Here is a 25842-nt window from a genome sequence, read left to right as displayed (position 1 = left end):
TCATTATCCTTTTTGTTTCATTCTAAGCTTCGCATATTTATTCAGTGTATATACGCTATAATTAATTGACAAAACAAAGCCTAACCAACCTTCTAAAAAACCAAATTTCAATATGTACATCTTAAAAAAAGCAAAAAAAGGTCTAAATACTATATCTTTTAATAATTTTGATTTTTTATGACTATCCCTTGCCCAAATTGTAGAATACATATTCATTTTATGAATATACTGATCAAAATCTCTATATGTATAATGCTTAATATATCCTTCAAGCATTATAACTGGTAAATCTGTAACCACTGATTCATGAACTTTTCCTTGCCATTTAGCTAATTGAGTAGGAAATAACCGTTTTACAGTATCAGAAGATAAAACTCCATATTTAAAATCTTTTCCAAAGGCACTATTTCTCCGCTCAATCTCATAAAGTGCCTTCTTATTCTCGCCAATCACTTTATTTATTGATTCAGCCAACTCATCAGTTATTCTCTCATCAGCATCTAAATAAAATACCCACTCTGTATTTACATACTCTAAGGCAAAATTACGTTGTGCTGCAAAATCATTATCCCATCTACGAATAACTACCTTAGCCCCAACAGATTGAGCTAACGACACGGTCTTATCTTCACTTGCTGAGTCAACAACTAATACCCTTGAAGCTATTGTTTTAGCACTTTCGATAGCCTTTACTATATTCATTTCTTCATTTTTAGTTAGTATTACTACTGTTATCATATATTCCCCTAAAATAATAAACCGCTTACTCACTTATGGTATCTTAATATAGTATATACTGAATTAACTAATATGACCAGCATATGCATTCTGTATTAATCACTAATACAAATCACTTTCCTTATTTTTATAATTCTATAATTTATTTTTTTGCGCCAAGAGGACACCCAAGTTGCGACTCCTCTTAGCACCTATTTTTTTACAAAAAGACATATTAAATAAAATACATTACAATAAAAGCGCTGAAACCATTATGAAAGGATGTTTATTCAATATGTCTACTCTTGATTGTATAGGAAATTTACTAGGAATCAAGACCAAATATATATATAATATGTGAGAAACCGATTCAAGATATTTACTTTATGTAGAAGTTACCGCGCATCCTCACACTTCTTCGCATTGTCATTCAAAAACTACACATATTAAAGGCTATACAAACCGAACTATTCGTCATACAACTGTTAATAAAAAACCTATTCGTCTCTTGTATTACTAACGTCGTTACCTCTGCTCTTGTGGTCGTACATTTAATGAAAAACGAGGTTTCTAACCGTTATTTAAGAACCACTAAAGACATTTAAAGTTTTGCGAGAAGAGATTAGTTAATACCCTAATATTACCGTACTCTAATGCTTTACAGACGGTTGCCACAATAAAATAAAAGCACTAAGACATTGTGCTTTTGGATTACAAAACTTTGAACGATTTCGTAATCGGATTTTATTCATTAATACTAAAAAAGGACACACAACAACTGCGTTGCATGTCCTTCCTAAGAATGCATAATCTCTTTAGCGCTCCAAAATATGACAAAAATCTACAATTTTGTCATATATTCTCTTATAAGATTTTATTAAGTAAAATCTACATCTTATTATCTTAAATCTTATTAAAGTTAATAGGGACTCATAATAAATAGTTTCCGGATTACTTAAAGATAATATACCCCTTAAAATATTTCTTTATATTCTGATGAATTTTATCATAAATATATCCTAATAGAATACAAATAAAAAAAAGTAATATTGAGGCGTAGCTCTTATATTCTATCCCTTTCCAAACAGCACTCCCAAATACTATCGCATAGATAGAGACATGTATAACATATAATTCTAACGAAATACGTCCAATATTCGAAAAAAACTTATTTAGATTATCTAGCTCAAAAAATTCTAAGATTAATATAAATATCCATGGTAATGATATTCCTGCTAAAAAATAACCAAACCTAAAATTTTGATTCGAATTCAAAAAAAATCCAGGAGTAAATATCCCATATACTGAAATCATTAATGCCAAAAATAAAATTGCTTTTTCGACTTTTGTCATTCTAACGTTTAAATATACTTTATATGCAACTAACGCTCCACATAAAAATATAGGTATTCTTGTCAATGCTATTTCTATTCTATAATAAACCGATGGAAATAATTGTTGTAATACTATAAGAAAGAAAATGAAACCGCCAACTTCAATAAATCTTAAAATAGATTTAGCCTTTAAATCATTAAAACGAAAAAAAAATGGATAGATTAAATATAACGGCACAATTAAAGCTATAAACCATATACCTCTGAAACCTTCAACCCAAAATGAATAAAACGTGATATTCTTTATAAATTGAATCCATTTTCCTTGTATATATATATCACTCCATACAAAAAAAGTACCACTTATAATTAAAACTGGGCTCAACAAACGCGCCATCCGTTTTTTATAAAAATATATAGTATTACTATTTTTCTGCAATGAAAAATATAGACTAATTCCACTTAAAAACAAAAATATATCCACACCATAATTACCATGAGAAATAATATTATGAAGTGCACTATTTATTTTAAAATCTATTTTTCCTTCTGCCACTAAATGAAATAACATAATCCATAGTATGGAAATCCCATATAATTCATTGCGCCATTTACTTAAAAGTCCCCACAAAATATTCATAACTTACTATTAACTCCTAGCACATAAGAAACTTCATATTTAATGCAAAATTATTAAATAAGGTTTAACTTTTAACAACATTATTATACTCCCCACTAATGATGTCTTCCCACCATTCACGGTTATCTAAATACCACTGAATGGTCTTTTTAATGCCATCAGCAAATTTAGTTTCTGGTAACCAACCTAGCTCAGTATGAATTTTTGTCGGGTCAATAGCATAACGCATATCATGACCTTTACGATCTGTTACATAAGTAATTAAGTCTTCAGATTTGCCTAATTCCTTACAAATCAATTTAACTATATCAATATTAGCCATTTCATTGTGACCGCCAACATTGTATACTTCCCCTTCACGCCCCTTGTGAATGATTAAATCAATTGCTTTGCAATGGTCTTCAACATACAACCAATCCCGAACGTTTTTACCATCACCATAAACTGGTAGCGGTTTATCATTCAAAGCATTAGCAATCATTAAAGGAATCAATTTTTCAGGAAAATGATATGGCCCATAGTTATTAGAACAACGAGAAATTGTCACAGGTAAACCGTATGTCCTAAAATAGGCTAACACAAGTAAATCAGCACCTGCTTTAGAGCTACTATAGGGAGAGCTTGTATGCAATGGAGTTTCTTCAGTAAAGAATAAATCTGGTCTATCTAATGGCAAATCGCCATACACCTCATCAGTAGATACTTGGTGATAGCGCTTTATTCCAAATTTACGACATGCATCCATAAGAACAGCAGTCCCCATAATATTGGTTTCTAAGAAAATTCCTGGATTTTCGATAGAGCGATCTACATGAGATTCAGCAGCAAAGTTGACAACCATATCCGGCTTTTCTTCTATAAAAAGTTTCTCAATAGCTTCTCTATCACAAATATCAGCCTTTACAAAACGGAAGTTAGGATTATCCATTACATGTTTTAAAGTAGACAAATTCCCTGCATAGGTTAACTTATCCACACAAATAATACGGTAGTTAGGATATGCATTTATCATATGAAAAACAAAGTTTGATCCAATAAAGCCGGCGCCGCCAGTTACTATAATATTCATAGCTATTTTTTCCCTTCAATAAATTCTGCATATTTTTTAGTTATTTCAGCAGTATCACCAAAAGCTATTTGCTTACCTTTTTCTATCCATAATACCTTATTACACATCCTTTGAATCTGTTCTAACGAATGTGAAACTAATAAGGTAGTAACCCCACCAGAAATAACCTCTCGCATTTTGGCTTCGCTTTTAATTCTAAATGAGCCATCTCCTACAGACAAAACCTCATCTAATATCAAAATATCCGGCTTTACCATACATGCAATAGAAAACGCTAATCTAGACTTCATGCCAGAAGAAAGTTGCCTAAATAGGCGCTCTTGAAATTCTTCTAACTCTGCAAACTCTATTATTTCTCGATATTTTTCATCCATAAAAGCTTTTGTATAACCTAACATAGCGCCACGTAAATACGCATTTTCTTTAACCGTCAAATCACCATCAAAACCACTTGCCAGTTCTAATAAAGCTGCAATATTCCCCTCTACTTTGCAAGAGCCTTTAACCGGTTTCATAATCCCCGAAATAACTTTCAGCAAAGTAGATTTACCTGCACCATTGCCACCAATAATTCCTAACATATCCCCTTGTTGTAAATCAAAAGAAACTCCATCTAAAGCTTTAAAATGCTTAATCTCATGTGTTCCTTTTAATTTTTTCATAACATATTCTTTAAGACCTATGCTCTTAATATCACCAGTTAAATATTCTACTAATAAATCATTAACTTCAATTGTATTCATACGAATATCCTAACTATATATAATAAATAAATCTATAATCATATTTCTTGTAAACAAAGAGGCCAATAAATAAGGCCAATAAACTATATACCGCACATAAAATTGTGACTAATGCACTAGGAACATTGCCATAAATTGCAACATCTCGTATAAAAGTAGTAAAAATATAAATCGGATTAAAATAAAAAACAATTCTATATTCTGAATCTAACATATTTATATCATAAAAAATAGCTGAACCATACATAATCACTTGCAGAGCCAAAGAATATAAATATTGTATATCTCTGAAAAAAATATACAGTGCTGATAGAATAAGTCCAATTCCGTAATTAAATATAATTAAACAAACAATAGGATAAACTATCAGTAACATCAAAAAAGATGGACTTACACCAGTTGCAAAAATAAATACAAAGAAAATCAACACTGTCATTCCAAAATTAATCAATGCAGAGATATTTCTAGATAATACAAAAAGAAACTTTGGAATATTAATTTTACTAAATATTTCTGAGTTATTTAACAATGCGGTCATTCCTGTATTCGTAGATTCTGAAAAATATCCAAAAACAATTTGTCCCGCTAATATATAAAGCACGTAATGCTCAATCATTCTTCCAAAGAACTGATTAAAAACAAACGCCATAACACCTAACATCATCAAAGGTGACAACATACTCCAGAAAAAACCTAAAACTGTCCGTTTATATTTTTTCTTAAAATCCCTTTTCACTAGTTCATCAAATAAAAATTTATTTTTTGCTAATGTTGTTAATATATCTAATTTCATAACATACCTATTACAAAGTCTCACTTGCTACTTTTATTAAATATTTACCATATGAGGTCTTTAAATACTTATTTGCTAAATTCCTTAATTGCTCAGAGTTAATATAACCTTTTCTAAATGCAATTTCCTCAACACAAGAAATATACAGACCTTGTCGTCTCTGAAAAATTGCAACAAAGTTACTAGCCTCTAATAATCCATCATGAGTTCCCGTATCAAGCCAAGCTGTTCCACGACCTAATAATTCCACACGTAAATCTCCAGCTTGTAAATATAAATCATTAACAGCAGTAATTTCTAATTCACCGCGTTTAGAAGGTGTAACTTGTCTAGCAAATTCAATAACCTTATTATCATAAAAGTATAAACCTGGAATCGCATAATCAGATTTCGGTTTTTTTGGTTTTTCTTCAACAGATAATACTTTTCCAACAGAGTCAAATTCTACAATGCCATAATCTTGAGGATTTGGTACTTTATATCCAAATATAAGCGCTCCTGTTTTTAAATTAGAGGCCTTTTGTAATGTCTCAGACAAACGACTACCATAAAAAATATTATCGCCTAATACTAACATTACAGAATCATTACCAATAAATTTCTCACCTATTATAAAAGCTTCTGCTAAGCCACGAGGTTTCTCTTGAATAGCGTATTCAATCTTGAGCCCTAAATGAGATCCATCACCTAATAATTCTTGAAAGCAAGATATATCTCTGTTTGTTGATATTATTAGTATATCTCTAACACCTGCCAACATAACAACTGCCAAAGGATAATATATCATAGGTTTATCATATATTGGTAACATCTGTTTAGAAATTGCAATTGTTGTAGGATATAAACGAGTTCCTGAACCGCCAGCTAAAATAATCGCTTTCATATCTTATCCTTTCAAAATTAACTCACAAATTCGATCTACATCGTCTAATTCCAAATCTGCATATAAAGGTAAAGTGAGAATTTTTTTAGAAATTTCTTCGGCAATAGGCGTTTTTTGAATCATAAATAAATCTTGATAGACACTGAACTGAGATGTTAATGGATAAAAATATTTTCTAGCAAAAATATTATGTTTACCTAATAGCTCAATAACTTCATTTCTATCTTTGCCAAATAAGTTTTTCTCAAATACAACTGGTAAATATGAATAATTTGACTTCACAGCATTTTGTTCTTTACATAATGTAATGCCATTTATAGAACTCAGATTAGAACGATATCTTTGAACAATCTTTTTACGTTTGTTAATTTCGTCTTCAACATGCCGTAAATTACATAACCCCATAGCTGCTTGAAACTCAGTCATCTTTGCATTCGTGCCAATATACTCTGCATCCTCTTTACCTTGCATGCCAAACATTTTCCATGCATCTAATTTATTTGAGAGTTCTTCATCTTTAAATGTAATACAACCACCTTCAATAGTATGAAATACTTTAGTTGCATGAAAACTAAACATGCTTGCATCACCTAAATTAGCTACTGACATATCATTGGTAGTAACTCCAAAAGCATGTGCTGCATCATAAATTACTTTTAGATTATATTTAGATGCTAATTTTTCAATTTCCTTATAATTACAAATATTACCATAAACATGAACTGGTAATATAGCTACTGTTTTTTCAGTGATTAAAGCTTCAATCTTGCCTACATCCATTGTATAATATTCCGGCTCTACATCACAAAATACAGGAATAGAACCCGTTCTAACAATAGCTTGAGTTGTTGAAGCATATGTAAATGGAGTGGTAATAATTTCCCCTTTTAATTGCATAGTATTTAAAATAGCTTCTAATGCTAAATGCCCATTTGAAAAAAATTTTATATTTTCACAACTAAAATATGACTTCAACTTTTTTTCTAAATCCTGATGCTTAATTCCAGAATTTGTTAACCACCGAGACTGCCACAATTCTTTAATTTCATCTACATATTCTTCAAAAGGTGGCATAGAGGACGATGTTACATTAATTACCTTGCTTTTAGACATTACTGTCTCACTCCATTCAATAAAACTTCAATATTATCAACGCCCATAGACTTAATTCCATGTTTTTTACTAATATTATTTCTTTCAGCAAAAGAATCATCAATAAACAAAGCATCTTTAGATGGTGATATATATTTACTTTTATCATCGCCTTGCTCTATATGAATAATTTCTTTAAATAAATCAATAGAAATCTTTCGTTCTTTTAGTTCCTGCAAAATATCTTTATGATGTTTAGTAATTAAATAAATAGGTATATCTTGGTCAGCGCATTTATATAATAAAGCAATCACTTTTAAATTTACTTTATCTCTGATAATTACTGTATCATCATAATCAATGTATAGTTCATCAAATTTAAAGTTTAATTTATAGCAATTGGTCAAAGCCCGATCAACTTCAACTTTATCAAATTGTGGTGATACTTCTACCTCATATCCCAGTGCATCAAATACTGTCAGCAAAGGTAAATTAACCCCTCGTGCCCTTTCAATACACATAGTTCCTGCTATGCGAGTCGCTACTTCCATTAATTTTAATTGACCATCTTTAGCTTCCTTTAATTGAAAAAACCAAGCACCCTTAAAATTTAGTTTTTGATTAATAATATTTGCAATTTCACTCACTCTAGAATTAGTTGGCTCTAATTGCGAATTTACACTAATTCCAGATTTTATTCTATTCCTACTTCGATGTGCACAATATTTAAGTACACCATTCATATCTGTAAAACAATCTACAGTATACTCCATACCTGGTAAATACTCACACAAAACTTGCTCTTCAACTGTTTGTGATAACTCAAATTCTAACTCATCTTTAGAATGAATTAGTCTTGCACCTTGAGCTCCTTGACCAATAGCAGGTTTCATAAATACAGGAAAATCTATATTAACACTATTTCTATATATCTCTGGTAAAAAATCACACCCCTTTAACGCTTCATAGGTCTTAGATTTACTTCGACAAATATTAACCGTGTCCTTACTCGAAGTCAAAATTGTAGCCTTAATGGAATCTCGTAAATCGGATAAAACTAGTGCTACTGAATCTAATGCAGGAAATATAAAATCAATATCATATTTCTCTATAATTTTATTTAACTTATCAACAAAATTCGTATCAGTAATATAAGGTATATTGCCAATATAATTTTCATATTCCCATTTACCATGATCAGGAACACTCGCGCCCCCATATAATGTAATAAAAGATATGTCTTGAAGAGACTTATTTATCTCAAGTCCCACTTCAGAGCCACAAGGAAATACAAGAATGCTCGAATGTTTCATCTTATCACCTCTATCATTTTAAATCTTGTATTGATTTAATTAAAATTGCATACATCTCAGCTAAGTTCTTTGTTGGTCTCCATCCTAAATCCTCTATTTTTTTCATATCCAAATTTAAATTATGCCTTGATGGGTACTTAGATAGTTCTTCTTGTTTAGTAATTATTTCTATATTACTATTTTGTGATTTAACTGCAACTTGTGCCATCTCCTTAATACTACAATAAGTATCTTTATTTCCTACATTATAAGCTTCCCCATCAACACCTAGCAATAAAATAGTTAATATAGCACTTACAGCATCCGAAATATATAAATAAGGTCTCTTACTTAATCCATCTGTATTAAATACAACATTCTGATTATTGATAATAGAGTTTGCTATCAGCATAAATACACGCTGATCGTTTAAATCAAAAACAGCACCAAATGTCTGAGATAATCTCACTACTTTAACCTTTATGCCATATTCACTTTGATAACTTTTACATAGCGTTTCACACAATCGTTTAGCTTCTGGATATGAACTTCTAATTTGCATAGTATCAATAGTTGTTCCTTCGTATTCAGAAATAAGTTTTTCTGAAGACGGCGATCCATAAACCTCCATACTTGATAGATAAATACAGCTATCAACTTGATGCTTAACTGCCACCTCTAAAATATTCATAGTTCCAAATACCGCTGTTTTCACGGTTTCTACTGGCTTTTCAATAAAGAATTTACTTGCAGTTGGACTCGCACCATGAATAATAAAATCAATTTTATATTCTATCTCTGGTATCTCTATAATATCTCCAACAACATACACAATCTTATCTTTAATAGCTCTAGTAATATTCTTATCAAATAGTCGTTTAGCCTTAACTTCATCTCTAACCAATAATAACAGTTTAATATTACTTCCATAAACTTTATTACGATATATTAAATAACTAGTTAAATAATATCCAATCAAACCTGTAGCGCCAGTAATAAAAATAGTTTTATTATCTAACTCTTTCAAATCTAAAAAGTTAGCTTTATCTATTTGCTTAAAATCGTTTAAAAATTGATTATTCATTTATTATAACCCCATAATCTGCGAATTTTCTCTAGCATCTAGAATAGCTCTAAAAATATAAAAATCAGCTGGTGTTGTGATTTTTATATTTTCACTAGGGCCTTCTACCGTATATAATCGACAATTATAATATTTCATCAAACTAGCAGAATCTATAAAATCAAATCGATTTTCTTCTCTTGCTTTTAAATGTGCATTATAAATATCACTCAAATAAAAACTCTGTGGTGCCTTTGCTACCTGACACTGGGATCGATCTAATATATCCCCCAACACCCCCTCACTATTTTTAACAACAATAGTTTCAATAGCAGGTGCTACTGTAATAGCACTTCCTTTTTGTATTACAGTAGATATATTATCTGTAATTGTCTTCTCATTAATTAATGGACGAACACCATCATGTATCAAAACAACACAATTTTCATCAATCATAGAATATGCTGTTTGTAATCCATTAAAAATAGACTCTTGACCACTCTGTCCCCCTGCAACAATTTTCATAACTTTAGATATATGAAATCTATCAAGCAACTCTTTACAATAATCAATCCATGAATCTAAACATACTAATATGATACCATCAATTTTCGGATGTCGTTGAAATTTTTCTAGAGTATATATCAATATAGGTTTTCCATGTAATTCCAAAAATTGCTTAGGCATAGCACCTGCATTCATCCTCTGTCCAGTTCCGCCAGCAAAAATTATGCCTAGATGCTTCATAAAATCATCTCCTAAATTTTTAAACGTTTTTTAATCTCATCAACTATACGTTCTGAATTAGTTTCGTCATTCTTCTCTACAGTATAAAAAGCCTCTCTTACTTTTTTTCTCCACTCACTATCCTTCATAGGGTTAGCAATATACTCTTGAATAAAAGTAATCGTTTCAGACCAAGTTTTTCCTTTTGGCCCTGGCGAATATTCATTGTAATCATAATTCAAATTACACTCCGTGGTTAAAAATTCTTCAATGTCCGGGCAATGAAATATAACAGGCCTATCTAAAAGAACAAAATCATATGCTATAGAGGAATAATCACTAATTACCATAGAGTATGTTCCCAAACTTTGATAAATATCTTTTTCATCATCAAGAATAATTGTAGAATATTTTTCTGCTGCATTAACAATCTCATTAGTATAGTTTCTCCAAGTATGTGGATGCAACCGAATTACAAAAGTTCCTCCTATAGACTGCATGCAGTTATCAATTTTATTAAACGCTTCTATTAAATTATCAACTAACTCTTTTTCTTTATCAATAGACCATCGATATGTAGGTGCATATAAAATCTTATTACCTTGTGAAATCTGCTTATGTAATAAAATATTTCTAGGATGTCCAGCAATTATACAATTCTCTACTGGTATATCCCATTTCTTAGCAATTTGCTCAATCCTTTCAGGCCCTGGACATATCAGAGCAAAATATTCTTCAAATAACTCTCTATAATATGCGCGTCTAAAATATTTGAATCGTTTTAACATTTTTGAAAAGAAAGAATCTGACTTTTGTGATAAAATATCTAAACTATGTTGTACTCCATTTATATCTGTATTCTTCAAATCACCTATAGATTTCAATCCAACGCCATGCCAGAGTTGAACAACTTTCGTCCTATTATTAAATCCAGAAATATTATCAAAATCAGACATGATAAAGTGATCTGTAAAAGCTACACTAGCCTTAGATAAAATTTTAACACACTCTTTAGTTCTAAATTGTAAAACTGGTTTATCTTCAGACTTTAGCTGTTCATAAATTAATTTATTATTTGTAATCCAATAAGCTTTTATTTCTGGATGATTATTAACTATCCATTCATATAAATACTTCGTGTTATCCATATAATTTTTCTTTAAAAATCCAGAAAAACACCAAACATTTTTTTCTTTAGGTACTAAACTATATAACCAATAACACACAAACGATAATGTATTTTTAATAAAAACCTTGATTCTACGTTTTTTTCTATCAAAAAACTTCACAAATCTAGCATAAGGTTGCAATCCTTTTCTATAAACTCTATTTCTCATAAGTAATTTATAGCCATCCCACCCTACTACATTTGTTAACGCTTTACTATCAGTAAAAAAAGAGGTATATGCAGTTAACGCAATTGTAAACTCTTCCGGAAATTCATTACAAAAATCTATTATTTCTTGCTTTTTTCTCATTCCCACAAGAGTTTTTAGTAAATTATTTACCTCAACTTTCAGCCTATTTTCTAGAGCAACTATAGGATATCCTCTTAAATTTTCTAATGCATATCTCCTAAAATTTCCAATCCAAAAGATAATATCTCTTCTAGTCTGTAAATAATGTGCAGTTCTATCTTTAGCAAAAAATATGCTATTCTCATTAATACGATATACTGATGTTAATTCAGGAATAACGGCTAATTTAGTTTTCCCTAATTGCATCAATAACAAAGGCATATCACCAATAATACCTTTATAGTACCAATCTGGAATTTCTAAATCATAATTCCACCTAAAAAAATAGCTAGATGTATGTGCAGCATTAATAGCAATTAAAAATGCAGGAGTAAGAAATTTTTTATCCTTACCATATCCGGGAATACTATTAGGAATTATAATTTTATTGTCAATAGATTTATACCAACTTCGTAAATGCCAATCTTCCGGTGCAACAATTTCTGTTTTAGTCGAGCAAGCTCTAATCTCTTTATGTTCTTCCATAAACTCAAATTGTTTTTGTAATTTATTTTCATCTATCCAATAATCATCGCCTTCACAAAAAGCAATATATGGACTAGTTGCACGTTGACACAAATCGATTAAATTTCGTTGGGCCCCCATGTTAGTTTCACGAATAAAAGGAATTATAATATCAGGATACTTTTTTGCATATTCTCTAATAATATTAGCAGTATTATCAGGTCCACAATCCTCACCAACAAATACTTTAAATTTAAAAGTCGTTTTTTGTTTAATAAAACTCTCTAGCGCCTCAGCAATAAATGGTTCGTGTTTATAAGAAATACAAATAACAGTAACCATCGTTCCATCATTAGAGTTAATACGGTCTTGAGTTAAAGGACCTGCCTCACCTGTATAGTAATCCTTAGCATAATTACTTTCTAGCAATGATTCATCAATCAATTCACTCATTATTTGATAATCTCCTATCTCATCTGATTCCCGAATAAAAATTTACATTTATAAATAATTCGCTCTACCACAGATCGTGGCAACCGTAATATTACTACAAACTTATAATCACAGTGCTTAAAAAAATCATAAAAAGAAATATTATAACCTTTAAGCTTTTGAAACAAAAGCGTAACAATTAGTTGACTTTTGTATTTAACAAACTTTTTTTTTATAGAATGATTCACTAGTAGCCACTTTTGTAATTCTAATATATTAGTTAAATCATTCATTACCCAGCTTTTTTTTGCTCTATAAATTTGAGACATAGCATTAACTTTAATTTTTCCTCGTATAAAACGATAAACACTAAGTTCTTCCTCACAACACCTAATATGCCCCTCAACTAAAGCCGCAAGAAAAATATATCGATCTGCAATTAATGGATCTACAAATAAGCCTTCATTATACGCTTTATTTATAAACCCATTATTTTTTACTACGAGAGATGATAAATGCCCTGGAATGTCAAAGCCTTCATACATAGCCAAAGTATACTTTGGTTGTCCCCTAAGCCAATTTACAGTTTGCGAAATGTTCCGTTGCCCATTTTCATCGACAATTCCGACATGAGATACACATCCACTACATTTTTTATCAACGTTCAATAATTTCAATTGTTTTTCTAATTTATATGTATCACTCCAATAGTCATCTCCATCACAAAATGCTATATATTCACCATCTGCTTTATTTACTAACTCCAAAAGATTTTTTGTAGGCCCCATATTCTTCCGTCGAATGATAGGAAATACTTGATTGGGATATTTATAACTATACGCTTTTACTATACTTGCTGTACTATCCGTTGATTGGTCATCACCAACTAATATCTGTAGAGGCTCATCTATCTTCTGTGATAGAATACTATCTAAGCACTCAGCTATGTATTTTTCATGATTATACGTTACTACTACTACAGTAATCATTTAATTACACCTGCAAAATAATTCTATCTTCCAAATACCTTTCGTTTTAAAAAAATACTGCCTTTCTTTAGCCAATTTTGTTTTTCCATAAAGGATATATTTTGTTCTTTATATTTAATCTGATTCTTTTCTAGCCATACATCAAGTAATCGTTCTGCTACAAATCCAAAAACTCGAGCTTGATAGTTATCATAACTAGAAATATCTAAACGTTTCTCTAAGTCTGTTAGTATCAAAAAAAGCCACTCACAATATTGATTAAATAAATCCTGGCGCATTACAAACATATTAAACATATGAGCCCAAGTTCGATTACATACTAAATCAAAGTACATTCTATAATCAGGATACCGTTCTGTAATAATTTGCTCAACTATATCTAACCCGGCCCTTGGATGTGCATGATTATAATGCGAGCGATTACTTTCAATATAATACTTTCGTTTATCTGCTACTACAACAGGATTCTCAGCTAAAATACGTTCCCAATCTTCCCTAGACAAAATTTGATATTTACGTTTTTCAACATTAAATACCGTTTTAGTAGTGAAATAGCGCCGATAATGAACCAAACCTATATAATCAGCCTCTAAGTTTTTCCAAGCCCAATATAGTGCTGTTAATTCACAATAATTAGAATTCTTATGAGATATATTATTTCCAGTATCATCACCGACAAACCCAATATCTGATTTTCCTTTTTTACCTACATGGATTGGCATATATATAGACTCATTAGGCATCCAATATGGTTTATGTGTTGCTACTAAGATTTTTATATTAGTCACTTATTTTATTTCCTTTATTTATAACCTTTTAATTAAATGTTTCTATAATAAAAGTTTACCTATATTTAAAAAGGTCTAACATTTTTTTTCGCCCATAATAATTAAAGAATAATTTAGGAATTGCCCGTATCGCCTTAATATAAAACTCTGACTTATTATGCGCAGAAAAAATTTCTTCTTTTATCTTATCATATATATTGAATTCTTTTATTTTCTTCTGCCCACTAATTGATTCTAAATATCTCAAAATCTCAGTAAATCTTATCTCTTCAATTCTATTAAAATTATCTCGCAAAAACTCTGACCCCAAATGTTGCAATACTTTATTAGTTTGAGATATTCCTCTCATATTTATCCTATACTGAGTCAATGATTGTTGTATATTATAATATTTTGCACCAATTTTAATACCTCGTAGCAGAAAATCATAATCTTCAAAAGGTCCAATATCTCGATATCCATTTAGCTTTTCAAATAGACTCTTTTTACCTAACCAGGTAGTATGAAACATACAATCCATGCTATGCAACATATAATATTTTATTTTATCATCAGTTTCTGGGAAATGCCTATCCTGTATCACTTCATTACTTTCGTTAATAAAAGAAAAATTCGTACTCACTAAATCATGTTCGCTAATATATTTAATCTGTTCTTCTATTCTATTCGGTAAAGCTATATCATCAGCATCTAGTCTAGCAATCAATTCTCCCTTTACATAGTGTATGCCTTTATTAAGGGTTTTAGTTAATCCCAAATTTTTTTCATTTACAATAAACCTTACTCTCTCATCTTTTCGAGCATACTCTTGACCTAAAGTTAATAATAATTCATTTTCAGGATTATCTAAAATAATTACAATATCAAGATTTTGGTATGTCTGATTAATAACCGATTCAATAGATTGTCTAAATTGTATTTCAGATTCACAATAGCAGGGAATAATAAAAGAAACTAACTCTCCTTGATTTATATCCATATCAGCCTCTTTCAAGAAAAATATATCATACTATATTAACTTCCTTACAGCTTCCTATCACAAAATTAACTTCAATTCTTGTGCTACTAAACGAAGAGCACTTGCAATAACTTTATCCATGTCATAGTATACATATTCTGCTAATCGACCACCAAAAATTACATTAGTTTCAGTTTTAGCTTTTTGAGCATACTTAGCATATAAATCCTGATTTTTTTCATTATTCACTGGATAATATGCCTCATCGCCTACGTTCCAATCAGCAGGATATTCTTTTGTTACATAAGAAACTGGTTGTTTACCAAATTCAAAATGCTTATGTTCAATTACACGTGTATATGGAATTTCAGCTTCAGTATAATTCACTACTGCCACACCTTGATAATTTTCGCTTTCTAATTTCTCTGTCTCAAAACGTAAGCCGCGATATTCTAATTGACCAAATTCATAATTGTAATATTCATCAATTGGTCCAGTATAGATAATTGTATCAGCCAACGCGGTTAATTCTTCACGTCGCTCAATAAAATCTACACCTAAACAAACTTCAATGCCTTCAAGCATATTTTCGATTAACTTAGTATAACCGCCTTCCGGGATACCTTGGTACCGATCATTAAAATAATTGTTATCATAAGTATATCTTACTGGCAATCGTTTAATAATAAATGATGGAATCTCTGTACAAGGACGTCCCCATTGTTTTTCGGTATACCCTTTGATAAGTTTTTCATAAATATCCTTTCCAACTAAGCTTATCGCTTGCTCTTCTAAATTCTTAGGTGTGCCTATAATGTTAGCACGCTGCGCTTCAATAATCGCTTTAGCCTCAGCTGGTGTTGAAATTCCCCACATCTTGCTAAAGGTATTCATGTTGAAAGGCAAATTGTACATTTCACCCTTATAATTAGCTAATGGAGAGTTTATATAATTATTAAAAGTAGCAAATTGATTTACATAATCCCATACTTCTTTAATGGACGTATGAAAAATATGTGCACCATATACATGAATATTAATACCATCTTTATTTTCACAATACATATTCCCACCAATATGATTGCGACGATCTATGACTAATACTTTTTTTCCACGTTTATAAGCTTCATGAGCAAACACTGAACCAAAAGGTCCTGCCCCCACTACTAAATAATCATACTGCATAATTAAAATCTCCTCAATCTTCTATAGAGCTACTAATACGCACCTTTTCCTTGAAGAACTATTTTAACTGTTTTAACCAAATAAACTATATCAATCCAAACAGACCAATTATGAACATACCAGGAATCCATTCGGACTCGTTCTTCATACGTAGTATCACTACGACCACTTACTTGCCAAACACCTGTAATTCCCGGTGGTACTAAATAAAAATCATTAATATATTCACCGTACTTTTCAATTTCAGCTTCCACAATTGGTCTAGGCCCAACTAGACTCATTTCACCTTTTAATACATTAATCAATTGAGGGAATTCGTCTAAACTAGTCTTTCTTAAAATTCTCCCCACCCATGTAATCCTTGGATCATGTTTCAATTTAAAATCATTATTCCATTCTTCTTGAGCTTCTGGATTAACTTGTAAATATTCTTTTAAAGCCATTTCTGCATTAACAACCATAGAACGAAACTTATAGCATTTAAAACTTTTTCCATTTTGTCCTACACGTTTATGAGCAAATAAAACAGGCCCTGGATCAGTAACAAAAATTAATATTGAAATAATTATTCCAAAAGGCAAAAATACTACCATCCCCGCCAAAGTTAATACCATATCAAATAAGCGCTTTAGTACTCTATAATACGGTCTTGCCAAATTATTTTTAACACTTACTAAAATCATATTTTCTTCCATTAGACCTTGAACAGAAACATTAGCAACAGGTAAGCCAATTAATTCCGGAACAAATGATACATTTTTCACTAAAATTTCTAATCGTGTAATTAATGAAATTAACTTCTTAGGATCTAATCCTGGTGCACAAACAATTACATGTTGAATTTTAGTTTTAATTAAAATATTTTCCATTTCATCGAATGTACCTAATAAAGGATATTTTTTTATCAAATTTTTACATATAGGATTGTCATCAATAAACCCTACAATCTCATATCTCATAATTGGATGCCGTTCAAAAGATTTTAGTAATAATTCCGCAGTCTTACCAGCCCCAATAATAACAACAGGAATTTTTAAAATTCCATGAGAAATTAAAATACGCTCAAAAATATAACGTCCTGCTAATAAAAAAACAAATGTAAATACCCATGAAAAGACTATAAATAATCGGGAAACATCTCCTGCTACATTTGCAGCGTACATTAAAAATACCGTTAAAATAATGCTATAAGAAACACCTTTAAATAAATTTCTAACTCTATCCCAATATGGTAATGGCGCTCTATAACAATTACATAAAAACATCATAAATAGAAATAAAGCAGGTGCTATTAACTCCATATAGATTGATTTTATATGAAAATTTCCTACTACAGCAGGATACATCCACCATTTTCGTACATTGTACGCACTAATAATACCTAGCGTTACCATTAAATAGTCAATTAACAATATCAACACAGGCAATAAATATGTAGTTTTTCTATTAAGAGTTGGGATTGCTCGTTTCATAGTTCCAACATCCTCAAATTTCAAACTCAAAGTATTTACTATAAAATTAAAAAAAGACTAAAATTCTAAAAGATATACAAAAAAATAAATGTAAAATTTTATTATAATACTCTTATAAAAATACTAAATTTTACATTATAAAGAAATAGGTAAAAGAAATATTTATTCCTTACCATTATACCATTTTTACATAAAAAAAGGGTGTAGAAATTCACACAAATGTGAAACCTACACCACTTTTTACTTATAATTCTTATGCGTTTTTAGCTACTTCAACGAATTTAGCAAAAGCTGCTGCATCGTTAACAGCTAAATCAGCTAACATTTTGCGGTCTACTGTAACACCAGCTTTAGTTAAACCAGCGATAAAACGGCTATAGCTCATACCGTTCAAACGAGCTGCTGCGTTGATACGAGTAATGAACAATTTACGGAATTCACGTTTTTTCGCACGACGGTCACGACGAGCATAATATAATGCTTTCATTACCGTTTCGTTTGCTTTTTTGAACAAACGACTACGTGTACCGCGATAGCCTTTAGCTAATTTTAAAATTTTCTTATGACGTGCATGAGCTGTAACGCCCTTTTTCACTCTAGCCATTGTATATTTCCTCCATTATCCAGTAATTCTAACTATTAAGCGTATGGTAAGCATTTAGCAACGCGTTTGTAATCGGCTTTGCTAACCAAAGTTGCTTTGCGAAGATTGCGTTTACGAGCAGGGGATTTCTTTTCTAAGATATGGCTCTTAAATGCTTTCGCACGTTTGAATTCACCGCTACCAGTCGGTACAAAACGTTTAGCCGCTGCACGGCGAGTTTTAATTTTTGGCATAATTAGTATCCTCCTCAACTATCCTTTTTTTGCTAATATCATCGTCATGTTTCGCCCTTCAAGCTTAGCTGCTTTTTCAACAACTGCTTGTTCTTCCAATTCTTTGGCAAAACGGGTTAATACATTCTGACCCAATTCAGGATGGCTCAATTCACGGCCACGGAACATGATTGTAACTTTTACTTTGTTACCTTCTGCTAAAAATTTTGTTGCATTTTTCATTTTAACATAAAAATCATGATCCTCAATATGGGGACGAAGTTTTACTTCTTTTAAAGTAAAGGTCTTCTGTTTTTTCTTAGCTTCTTTTTCGCGCTTCTGTTGCTCATAACGATATTTACCGTAGTTCATAATTCGACATACTGGTGGCTTACCATTCGGTGCCACTTCTACTAAGTCCAATTGATGTTCTTCAGCTAACGCAAGAGCTTCACGAGCCGACATAATACCTAACTGCTCATTATCGGCACTTACCACACGAACTTCACGGGCGCGAATTTCTTCATTAATGCGCGGCGTATCTTTGCTAATAATAGTCACCTCCAACAACTTTTTTCTCTATAAATAAAAAACGGACGGCATAATGCCATCCGTAACTAGCTAACATAACTGTTAATGTATTCAACCTATTATTTCGAGACAATAGGTGAGAAGCGGATGGCCTCTACTTCTTAAACAACTCTCAAAAGAGTACTTAAATAGTATATCGTTTAAAAGGTATACTGTCAAGCGTTAATTTTTATAGTACTCTTTATACCAAGTCACAAATTTACCCAATCCTTCCTCAATGGAAGTAACTGGTTTAAAATCAAAGTCTTCTTCTAATTCTGTAACATCAGCATAGGTCTGATATACATCGCCAGGTTGCATAGGCAAAAATTCTTTAACCGCAATTTTGCCTAATTGCTCCTCTAAGACTTCAATAAAATACATCAATTTTTCCGGCTTATTATTCCCTATATTATACACTTTATATGCATCCCCCCATTCATTCTTTTTAGGCGGATTACATAACATTCGTTCAATCCCTATCACAATGTCATCTACATAGGTAAAATCCCGATACATATCACCCTGGTTATAAATTTGAATAGGTGTATCTTGACATATTTTATTCGTAAATTTAAAGTATGCCATATCTGGACGACCATAAGGCCCATACACTGTAAAAAATCGTAAACCTGTAGCAGATATACCATATAAATGGCTATAAGTATAAGCCATTAATTCATTCGATTTTTTAGTAGCTGCATATAAACTAATCGGATGATCCACATTATCAGTCGTTGCAAACGGCGTTTTTTGCTGATTCCCATATACGGAAGAGCTTGATGCAAATAATAAATGCTCTACTGGATATTTTCGACAAGCTTCTAATATAGTAAAGAAACCCATCATATTGGACTCCATATACGCTTTAGGATTATCTATACTATAACGTACACCAGCTTGTGCTGCTAAATTAACAACAATATCTGGCTTAAACGTTTCAAAAACATGTGCAACTACCACTTCATCGGCTATATTGCCTTTTACAAACGTAAAATTAGCAAAGTTTTTTAACAAGGCCAAGCGACTTTCTTTTAATGAAACATCATAATAGTCATTAATATTGTCCAAACCACAAATTATACTTCCCTGCTCCAACAAACGCTTCGCTAAATGAAATCCAATAAAACCAGCTGCACCTGTTATTAATATTCGTTTTGTTGTATCAAATGGTTTATACTTAGCCATTTTTTAACAATCCTTTCAAATCATTAGTCCCTATCAAATAAATCTCGAGTGTATACTTTTTCTTTTACATCGCTCAATTCTTCTGACCAACGGTTAGTTATTATCATATCGCTCACTTGTTTAAACTCAGCTAAATCTCGAAGCACACGGGAATGGAAAAATTCATTTTCTAGCAATGTTGGCTCATACACAACAACTTCAATGCCTTTTGCCTTAATCCGTTTCATAACTCCTTGAATGGCAGAAGCCCTAAAATTATCCGAATCACTCTTCATCGTAAGTCGATATACACCTACTACTTTCGGACTACGTTCTAATATCATATCTGAAATATGATCCTTACGCGTCCGATTAGCTTCCACAATAGCAGAGACTAAATTTTGCGGTACATCACGATAGTTAGCCAATAGCTGCTTTGTATCTTTAGGTAAACAATAACCACCATAACCAAAGGATGGATTATTATAAAAATCACCGATACGAGGATCTAAACATACCCCTTTAATAATCTCACCTGTGCTTAATCCACGAATTTCTGCATATGAATCAAGTTCATTAAAATACGCAACCCGTAAAGCTAAATACGTATTAGCAAATAATTTAATCGCCTCAGCTTCAGTAGAGCCAGTAAAAATCATAGGAATATCTTTTTTCAATGCTCCCTCGGCCAACAAATTAGCAAATTCACGAGCACGTTCAGATTGTTCACCGACAACAATCCGCGAAGGATATAAATTATCATATAAAGCTTTACCCTCACGCAAAAATTCTGGTGAGAAAATAATATTATTTGTTTGATATTTTTCCCGCACTTGTTCCGTATAACCGACTGGAACTGTCGATTTAATAACCATAACAGCTTCTGGATTTATTATTAAAACTTCTTCAATCACAGTTTCTACAGACGATGTATCAAAGAAATTCTTCTGGGGATCATAATTTGTTGGCGTTGAAATAATTATAAACTTCGCATCAGAAAATGCTATTTTAGGGTCCAATGTTGCTTTAAAATTAATATCGTCTCGTTTTAAAAACTCAGATATATCATTATCAACAATTGGTGAAATTCCTTCGTTTACCATTTCCACCTTATCAGGAAGAATATCTAGTGCTATAACTTCATGATGTTGCGCAATTAATAATCCATTAGCTAACCCTACATATCCCGTACCTGCTACAGCTATTTTCATACTATCCCTTCCTATTACAATCTTTAATTCTTTTTATTGCCACCCAACTTATATCTAATTCGTAAGATACTATACCAAAATAGCCCTTGTAAATATTTAGCATAATTTCCTTTTGACTTTTCATAATCACCCCATTGCTGAAAATCATGATAATTCTCAGGTTTCTTAACTGGCAATATATTCGTCAATGTTTCCCAAGGTGATAGTTTATTATATTCACGCCACTGCTCATCATAATAGGTTAATACCATTTGCCAAGGTTTTCTACGGCCTGTCCAATGTACTATTGTACATTTACCAGTTTCAAAGTCAGCACCGCCACGAAATGCATTATATTCAGATGCTAAAAAATAATTAGTCCCATCAAATGTCAAATTTAAAACGTCTTGACTTTGCCCCAAAAAACGCTTTGGCGGCTCATTCTGATACGCAAACGCTTTTTCTGTAATTTTCTGTTCTTCCCACTTTGGAATATCTATTAACATAATGCCATCATTAAAATACTTGCTATTTTTTAAATTCAAATATTCGCTCCGGTAAGCAACTACATCGGCCCCCTCAGAAACTGCTCCCATAGCTGCATTCTGCATATCTGTTTCCCATAAAGATACTAATGATTTAGCACACATAGTATCTGCATCCAAATAAATATATTTGTCTGTATATTTGCCTATAACTTTTGGTGCAAAAATACGAGCATATGTAATTCTAGAAAAACGGGCTACTTTAATATGAAAATCCTCAAACGGTTTCATATCTAAATGATATAAAATACAGCAACACTTCCACTGCTTTGCTAATTCTTTGAGCTTTTTACTATTCACTTCGCTATAACCATCAGTGAAAATATAAAAAATAAAATACTTGTCTTTATTATTTTCTAAAACAGATGTCATAGAGGCACCCATAATATGAATAAATCCATCATTCACATTATAGCAAATATGATATATCTCTTTGTTTTCTCTATTTACAGGCAAATAATCATATGTAGTTGTAGTTAAAATAAAATTATCTTCAGTAAAAAAATTATCATTAAATTTTTTCATCAATAAACCTCATAAAATATCTCTAAATCTATTATTTCACCGCTTCATCTTCCCTTGCTGGCAAGCTTCTATGTGCAATAGCCACTGCAATTTCATTTAGATGCAAAATACCAACACCCACATAAATAGCTACACTAATATGTTCTCGATAGCGGGCAATGCCGATTTTACCACCCACATTAAGCCCTGTAGCTTTACGTTTTAGCTGTTCTAAGGCTTCTTGTGTAGCTCCAATAACAGCCCCTTCACCAATATGATTATCCGCCACTACCTTTTGGCGTTGAGCTGCTACCACAGCATGTTCAATAATCTTAGGAATAGACTGCAAAAATTGACCACCAAAATCTACGGCTACAGATCGAATGCCTTTATCTTGTAAATCTTTACGCAGTTCTTGTTCTTTTTGTCTTGATTCTGTAATCGCCAACTGCAATGCAGCTCGGCCAATTGCAATACTAGTATATTCCATGTACGCCACCTACCATCCTACTCTAAATACATTTAATACTTTAAATACTCTTAAATATAACAAAAGAGTATTTTTTTACTTTTAAACTTCTCTCTTAAATATTTCTTTTATTATATCACATTCCAAAGCTTAAAGCTTAATAAAACCACACAAAAACCCAGTACCACGTTCCCCAACGCAGTACCGGGTTTCTTCATGTATGTATTCAACTATATACTAACTAACAATCTTATTTACATAGTTATCTCTATATTCAGTTCAAACTCTCTTAACGTTTTCAAGCAGATTTTTTACGCTTACATAAACAATCTACATCAGTGCTTAATAAATAAACATTGACACAAAACAATATCACTTAAAGTATGTAACTAATCAACTAATTACCAACCAACTAATTAAACAACGCGTAAAAAATCAACACCTTATTTATATGGTAACAACGCCCCTACTACTTCACTGACATGGCCAATACCATTAGTTTCACAGTATTCGTGCATTTCACGAGCAATTTGACCAATTGCTTGTGGATTTACCATAGAAGCCGTCCCTACAGACACGATATCAGCACCGGCCAGCATAAACTCAATAGCATCCGTACCAGTCATAATGCCACCCATGCCCATAATTGGCAAATCAAGGGCTTGTGCTACTTGATGAACTAAACGTAATGCCACTGGTTTAACGGCAGGGCCTGACAAACCACCATACAAATTCCCCAAAACAGGACGACGTGTTTTAATATCAATGGCCATACCAAGCAAGGTATTAATTAAACTAAGGCCATCAGCACCAGCTGCTTTTACGGCTTTAGCAATTTCTACAATATCTGTTACATTAGGAGATAGTTTCATGATAACCGGCAAGTCTGTATTTTCACGAACTACTTTACATACAGCCGCTGCACTGTCAGCACAAACGCCAAAAGCCATGCCACCATTTTTTACGTTCGGACAGCTAATATTAACTTCAAAACCAGCGACCCCTTCTACGGTTAAGGTTTTAGCCATGAAGGCATACCCCTCTATATCAGCCGCCGAAATATTGGCTAAAATTGGCACATCATATTTTCTAAGTTCTGGCAAAATATGTTCTACAAAGGCTTCAGCCCCTGGATTTTCAAGACCAATACAATTTAAAAGACCTGATGGCGTTTCAGCAATACGAGTACCTTCATTGCCATTACGCGCCTGTGGCGTCAAACCTTTCACCGAAATGGCCCCTACTTCATTGCTAAGATCCAAATAATCAGCATATTCAAGACCAAAGCCAAAGGTACCTGAGGCGGCAACAATAGGATTTTTCATCTTAATACCGCAAAAATCAACGGCTAAATCAGGATAAGAAGGCTGCTTACCATTTAAATCTTTCGTATGATCCATATGTTTATAGCCAAGTTCTCCATGATCCCCTAACTGCGCTAAATGTTCATGACTCATTCGAAAAACACCTCCTCAGCAGGGAATACAGGTCCTTCTTTACATACTTTATAGCGTTTACCGCCACGACCATGACAACCGCAACCTAAGCAACCACCAGTACCACAGCCCATTCGCTCTTCTAAAGACACCTGGCATGGCACAGCATATTCTGTCGCCACCTTGGCTACACCTTTCATCATAGGCGTAGGTCCACAAGTCATGACACTCGTAAAGCCAATATTCGCTACTTTATCAGCCGATACAAGTGTTTCTGAAGTTGTAGTAGTTGTATGACTAGCGCTAGTAGAGTTAGTTCCTTGTTCTTTGCCTGTTAAATATGGAGTTAACTGACGTTGCACTTCACCACGCTCCGATTGAATCAGCTCTCCCATAATAGCCGTTGGAAAACCTTTTGTCCCTACACTGCCATCATCAGTTGTTACATACACATCTACAGGGCAATCTTTAAATAAATCAGCCCAGAAGGTTTCACTTTCGTTACGAAAACCTAAAACAACAGTGGCTTTACGTGAAGCAACTGGCTTAAGTACCGTCTCATCTTCTTCATTAGTATAGCGCATGGTATCTTCCACATCATTCAATTTTGATGCTATACAAAGCATAGGCGCAATCCCTACACCACCACCAACAAGTAACATATTATCGGTCATTTCAAAACGGCTACCTAAAGGGCCTAAACAATCTAAAACATCGCCTTCTTTAAGATGCGTCATAATTTCAGTACCAACACCTACTACACGATAGAGTAAGGTAATGGTACCTTCTTCTTTATCAAACCCAGCATAGCTGATAGGACGGCGCAATAAAGGCGCCGTACCACCAGTTACACGAACATTACAAAATTGACCTACTTCAGCCTCAGCGGCCTGTTTAGGCGCATATAGATCCATAATCCATACGTCTGCGCCAATTTGCTCATTGCGGAGCACTCGCGCCATTTCTACATAACCGCTCATGCGTGTA

General features: G+C 32.3%; 25 protein-coding genes and 1 pseudogene. 1 reads left to right on the top strand and 25 read right to left on the bottom strand.

The annotated features are described in order from the left end of the window. Positions 1–3 precede the first annotated feature (3 nt). Positions 4–738, bottom strand: coding sequence for a glycosyltransferase family 2 protein (locus NFR27_RS04160; protein WP_251454421.1), 735 nt, complete (start codon positions 736–738; stop codon positions 4–6). A 648-nt stretch (positions 739–1386) separates the two neighbouring features. On the opposite strand from NFR27_RS04160, the pseudogene NFR27_RS10140 reads away from it, so the two are divergent. Beyond that, a pseudogene (locus NFR27_RS10140) lies at positions 1387–1527 on the top strand (hypothetical protein); the annotation flags it as partial. Positions 1528–1668: 141 nt separating this feature from the next. On the opposite strand, the gene NFR27_RS04155 reads toward NFR27_RS10140, so the two are convergent. The 24 genes from NFR27_RS04155 to NFR27_RS04035 form a co-directional block, all read right to left on the bottom strand. After that, positions 1669–2691: an acyltransferase family protein gene (locus tag NFR27_RS04155; protein WP_251454418.1), complete on the bottom strand. Its 1023-nt coding sequence runs from the start codon at positions 2689–2691 to the stop codon at positions 1669–1671. A 64-nt stretch (positions 2692–2755) separates the two neighbouring features. Further along, positions 2756–3760, bottom strand: a complete 1005-nt coding sequence (gene rfbB / locus NFR27_RS04150; protein ID WP_251454415.1) for a dTDP-glucose 4,6-dehydratase — start codon at positions 3758–3760, stop codon at positions 2756–2758. 2 nt (positions 3761–3762) lie between these two features. After that, positions 3763–4503 carry an ABC transporter ATP-binding protein gene (locus tag NFR27_RS04145; protein WP_251454413.1) on the bottom strand — a complete coding sequence of 247 codons (741 nt, stop codon included), beginning with the start codon at positions 4501–4503 and terminating at the stop codon, positions 3763–3765. A 13-nt stretch (positions 4504–4516) separates the two neighbouring features. Beyond that, positions 4517–5296, bottom strand: a complete 780-nt coding sequence (locus NFR27_RS04140) for an ABC transporter permease (RefSeq protein ID WP_251454410.1) — start codon at positions 5294–5296, stop codon at positions 4517–4519. A gap of 10 nt (positions 5297–5306) precedes the next feature. Next, the gene (gene rfbA / locus NFR27_RS04135) at positions 5307–6179 is read right to left on the bottom strand and encodes a glucose-1-phosphate thymidylyltransferase RfbA (protein WP_251454407.1); all 873 of its coding nucleotides are present in this window, start codon (positions 6177–6179) and stop codon (positions 5307–5309) included. A gap of 3 nt (positions 6180–6182) precedes the next feature. After that, entirely contained in the window at positions 6183–7292 is a 1110-nt protein-coding gene (locus NFR27_RS04130; protein ID WP_251454404.1) for a DegT/DnrJ/EryC1/StrS family aminotransferase, read from the bottom strand. Beyond that, positions 7292–8584 (bottom strand): ATP-grasp domain-containing protein, encoded by a 1293-nt coding sequence (locus tag NFR27_RS04125; protein ID WP_251454402.1) that lies wholly within the window; start codon positions 8582–8584, stop codon positions 7292–7294. Before NFR27_RS04125 ends, NFR27_RS04130 begins: the two co-directional genes overlap by 1 nt. Before the next feature lie 13 nt (positions 8585–8597). Continuing rightward, entirely contained in the window at positions 8598–9647 is a 1050-nt protein-coding gene (locus NFR27_RS04120; protein WP_251454399.1) for an NAD-dependent epimerase/dehydratase family protein, read from the bottom strand. Between the two features lie 3 nt (positions 9648–9650). Next, positions 9651–10373 (bottom strand): IspD/TarI family cytidylyltransferase, encoded by a 723-nt coding sequence (locus tag NFR27_RS04115; protein WP_251454396.1) that lies wholly within the window; start codon positions 10371–10373, stop codon positions 9651–9653. An 11-nt stretch (positions 10374–10384) separates the two neighbouring features. Beyond that, the gene (locus NFR27_RS04110; protein WP_251454393.1) at positions 10385–12787 is read right to left on the bottom strand and encodes a bifunctional glycosyltransferase/CDP-glycerol:glycerophosphate glycerophosphotransferase; all 2403 of its coding nucleotides are present in this window, start codon (positions 12785–12787) and stop codon (positions 10385–10387) included. Positions 12788–12801: 14 nt separating this feature from the next. Next, positions 12802–13755, bottom strand: a complete 954-nt coding sequence (locus tag NFR27_RS04105) for a glycosyltransferase (RefSeq protein WP_251454390.1) — start codon at positions 13753–13755, stop codon at positions 12802–12804. Positions 13756–13778: 23 nt separating this feature from the next. Beyond that, a complete protein-coding gene (locus NFR27_RS04100) occupies positions 13779–14543 on the bottom strand; it encodes a DUF4422 domain-containing protein (protein WP_277612527.1) in 765 nt (254 codons plus the stop codon). 55 nt (positions 14544–14598) lie between these two features. Continuing rightward, on the bottom strand, positions 14599–15537 hold the full coding sequence (locus tag NFR27_RS04095; protein WP_251454387.1) for a glycosyltransferase: 939 nt from the start codon (positions 15535–15537) through the stop codon (positions 14599–14601). Positions 15538–15579: 42 nt separating this feature from the next. Next, entirely contained in the window at positions 15580–16686 is a 1107-nt protein-coding gene (glf, locus tag NFR27_RS04090; RefSeq protein WP_251454384.1) for a UDP-galactopyranose mutase, read from the bottom strand. Between the two features lie 32 nt (positions 16687–16718). Beyond that, the gene (locus NFR27_RS04085) at positions 16719–18158 is read right to left on the bottom strand and encodes a sugar transferase (RefSeq protein WP_251454381.1); all 1440 of its coding nucleotides are present in this window, start codon (positions 18156–18158) and stop codon (positions 16719–16721) included. A 253-nt stretch (positions 18159–18411) separates the two neighbouring features. Further along, the gene (rplT, locus tag NFR27_RS04080; protein ID WP_115309349.1) at positions 18412–18762 is read right to left on the bottom strand and encodes a 50S ribosomal protein L20; all 351 of its coding nucleotides are present in this window, start codon (positions 18760–18762) and stop codon (positions 18412–18414) included. A 35-nt stretch (positions 18763–18797) separates the two neighbouring features. Continuing rightward, positions 18798–18995 (bottom strand): 50S ribosomal protein L35, encoded by a 198-nt coding sequence (gene rpmI, locus NFR27_RS04075; protein WP_006555054.1) that lies wholly within the window; start codon positions 18993–18995, stop codon positions 18798–18800. An 18-nt stretch (positions 18996–19013) separates the two neighbouring features. Next, the gene (gene infC, locus NFR27_RS04070; RefSeq protein ID WP_202922154.1) at positions 19014–19535 is read right to left on the bottom strand and encodes a translation initiation factor IF-3; all 522 of its coding nucleotides are present in this window, start codon (positions 19533–19535) and stop codon (positions 19014–19016) included. A 192-nt stretch (positions 19536–19727) separates the two neighbouring features. Further along, positions 19728–20732, bottom strand: coding sequence for an NAD-dependent epimerase (locus tag NFR27_RS04065; RefSeq protein ID WP_251454378.1), 1005 nt, complete (start codon positions 20730–20732; stop codon positions 19728–19730). Positions 20733–20755: 23 nt separating this feature from the next. Then, on the bottom strand, positions 20756–21922 hold the full coding sequence (locus NFR27_RS04060; protein ID WP_251454375.1) for a nucleotide sugar dehydrogenase: 1167 nt from the start codon (positions 21920–21922) through the stop codon (positions 20756–20758). Positions 21923–21945: 23 nt separating this feature from the next. Further along, positions 21946–22971 (bottom strand): glycosyltransferase family 8 protein, encoded by a 1026-nt coding sequence (locus NFR27_RS04055; protein ID WP_251454362.1) that lies wholly within the window; start codon positions 22969–22971, stop codon positions 21946–21948. Between the two features lie 31 nt (positions 22972–23002). Next, a complete protein-coding gene (locus tag NFR27_RS04050) occupies positions 23003–23440 on the bottom strand; it encodes a HutP family protein (RefSeq protein WP_251454359.1) in 438 nt (145 codons plus the stop codon). Between the two features lie 422 nt (positions 23441–23862). Further along, positions 23863–24819 carry a dihydroorotate dehydrogenase gene (locus tag NFR27_RS04045; RefSeq protein ID WP_251454649.1) on the bottom strand — a complete coding sequence of 319 codons (957 nt, stop codon included), beginning with the start codon at positions 24817–24819 and terminating at the stop codon, positions 23863–23865. A 53-nt stretch (positions 24820–24872) separates the two neighbouring features. Continuing rightward, positions 24873–25835 (bottom strand): dihydroorotate dehydrogenase electron transfer subunit, encoded by a 963-nt coding sequence (locus NFR27_RS04035; protein WP_277612526.1) that lies wholly within the window; start codon positions 25833–25835, stop codon positions 24873–24875. Positions 25836–25842: the final 7 nt, after the last annotated feature.

Source organism: Veillonella intestinalis, assembly GCF_943192895.1.
GTDB lineage: Bacteria > Bacillota > Negativicutes > Veillonellales > Veillonellaceae > Veillonella_A > Veillonella_A intestinalis.
This window is presented reverse-complemented; position numbering and strand designations above follow the sequence as displayed.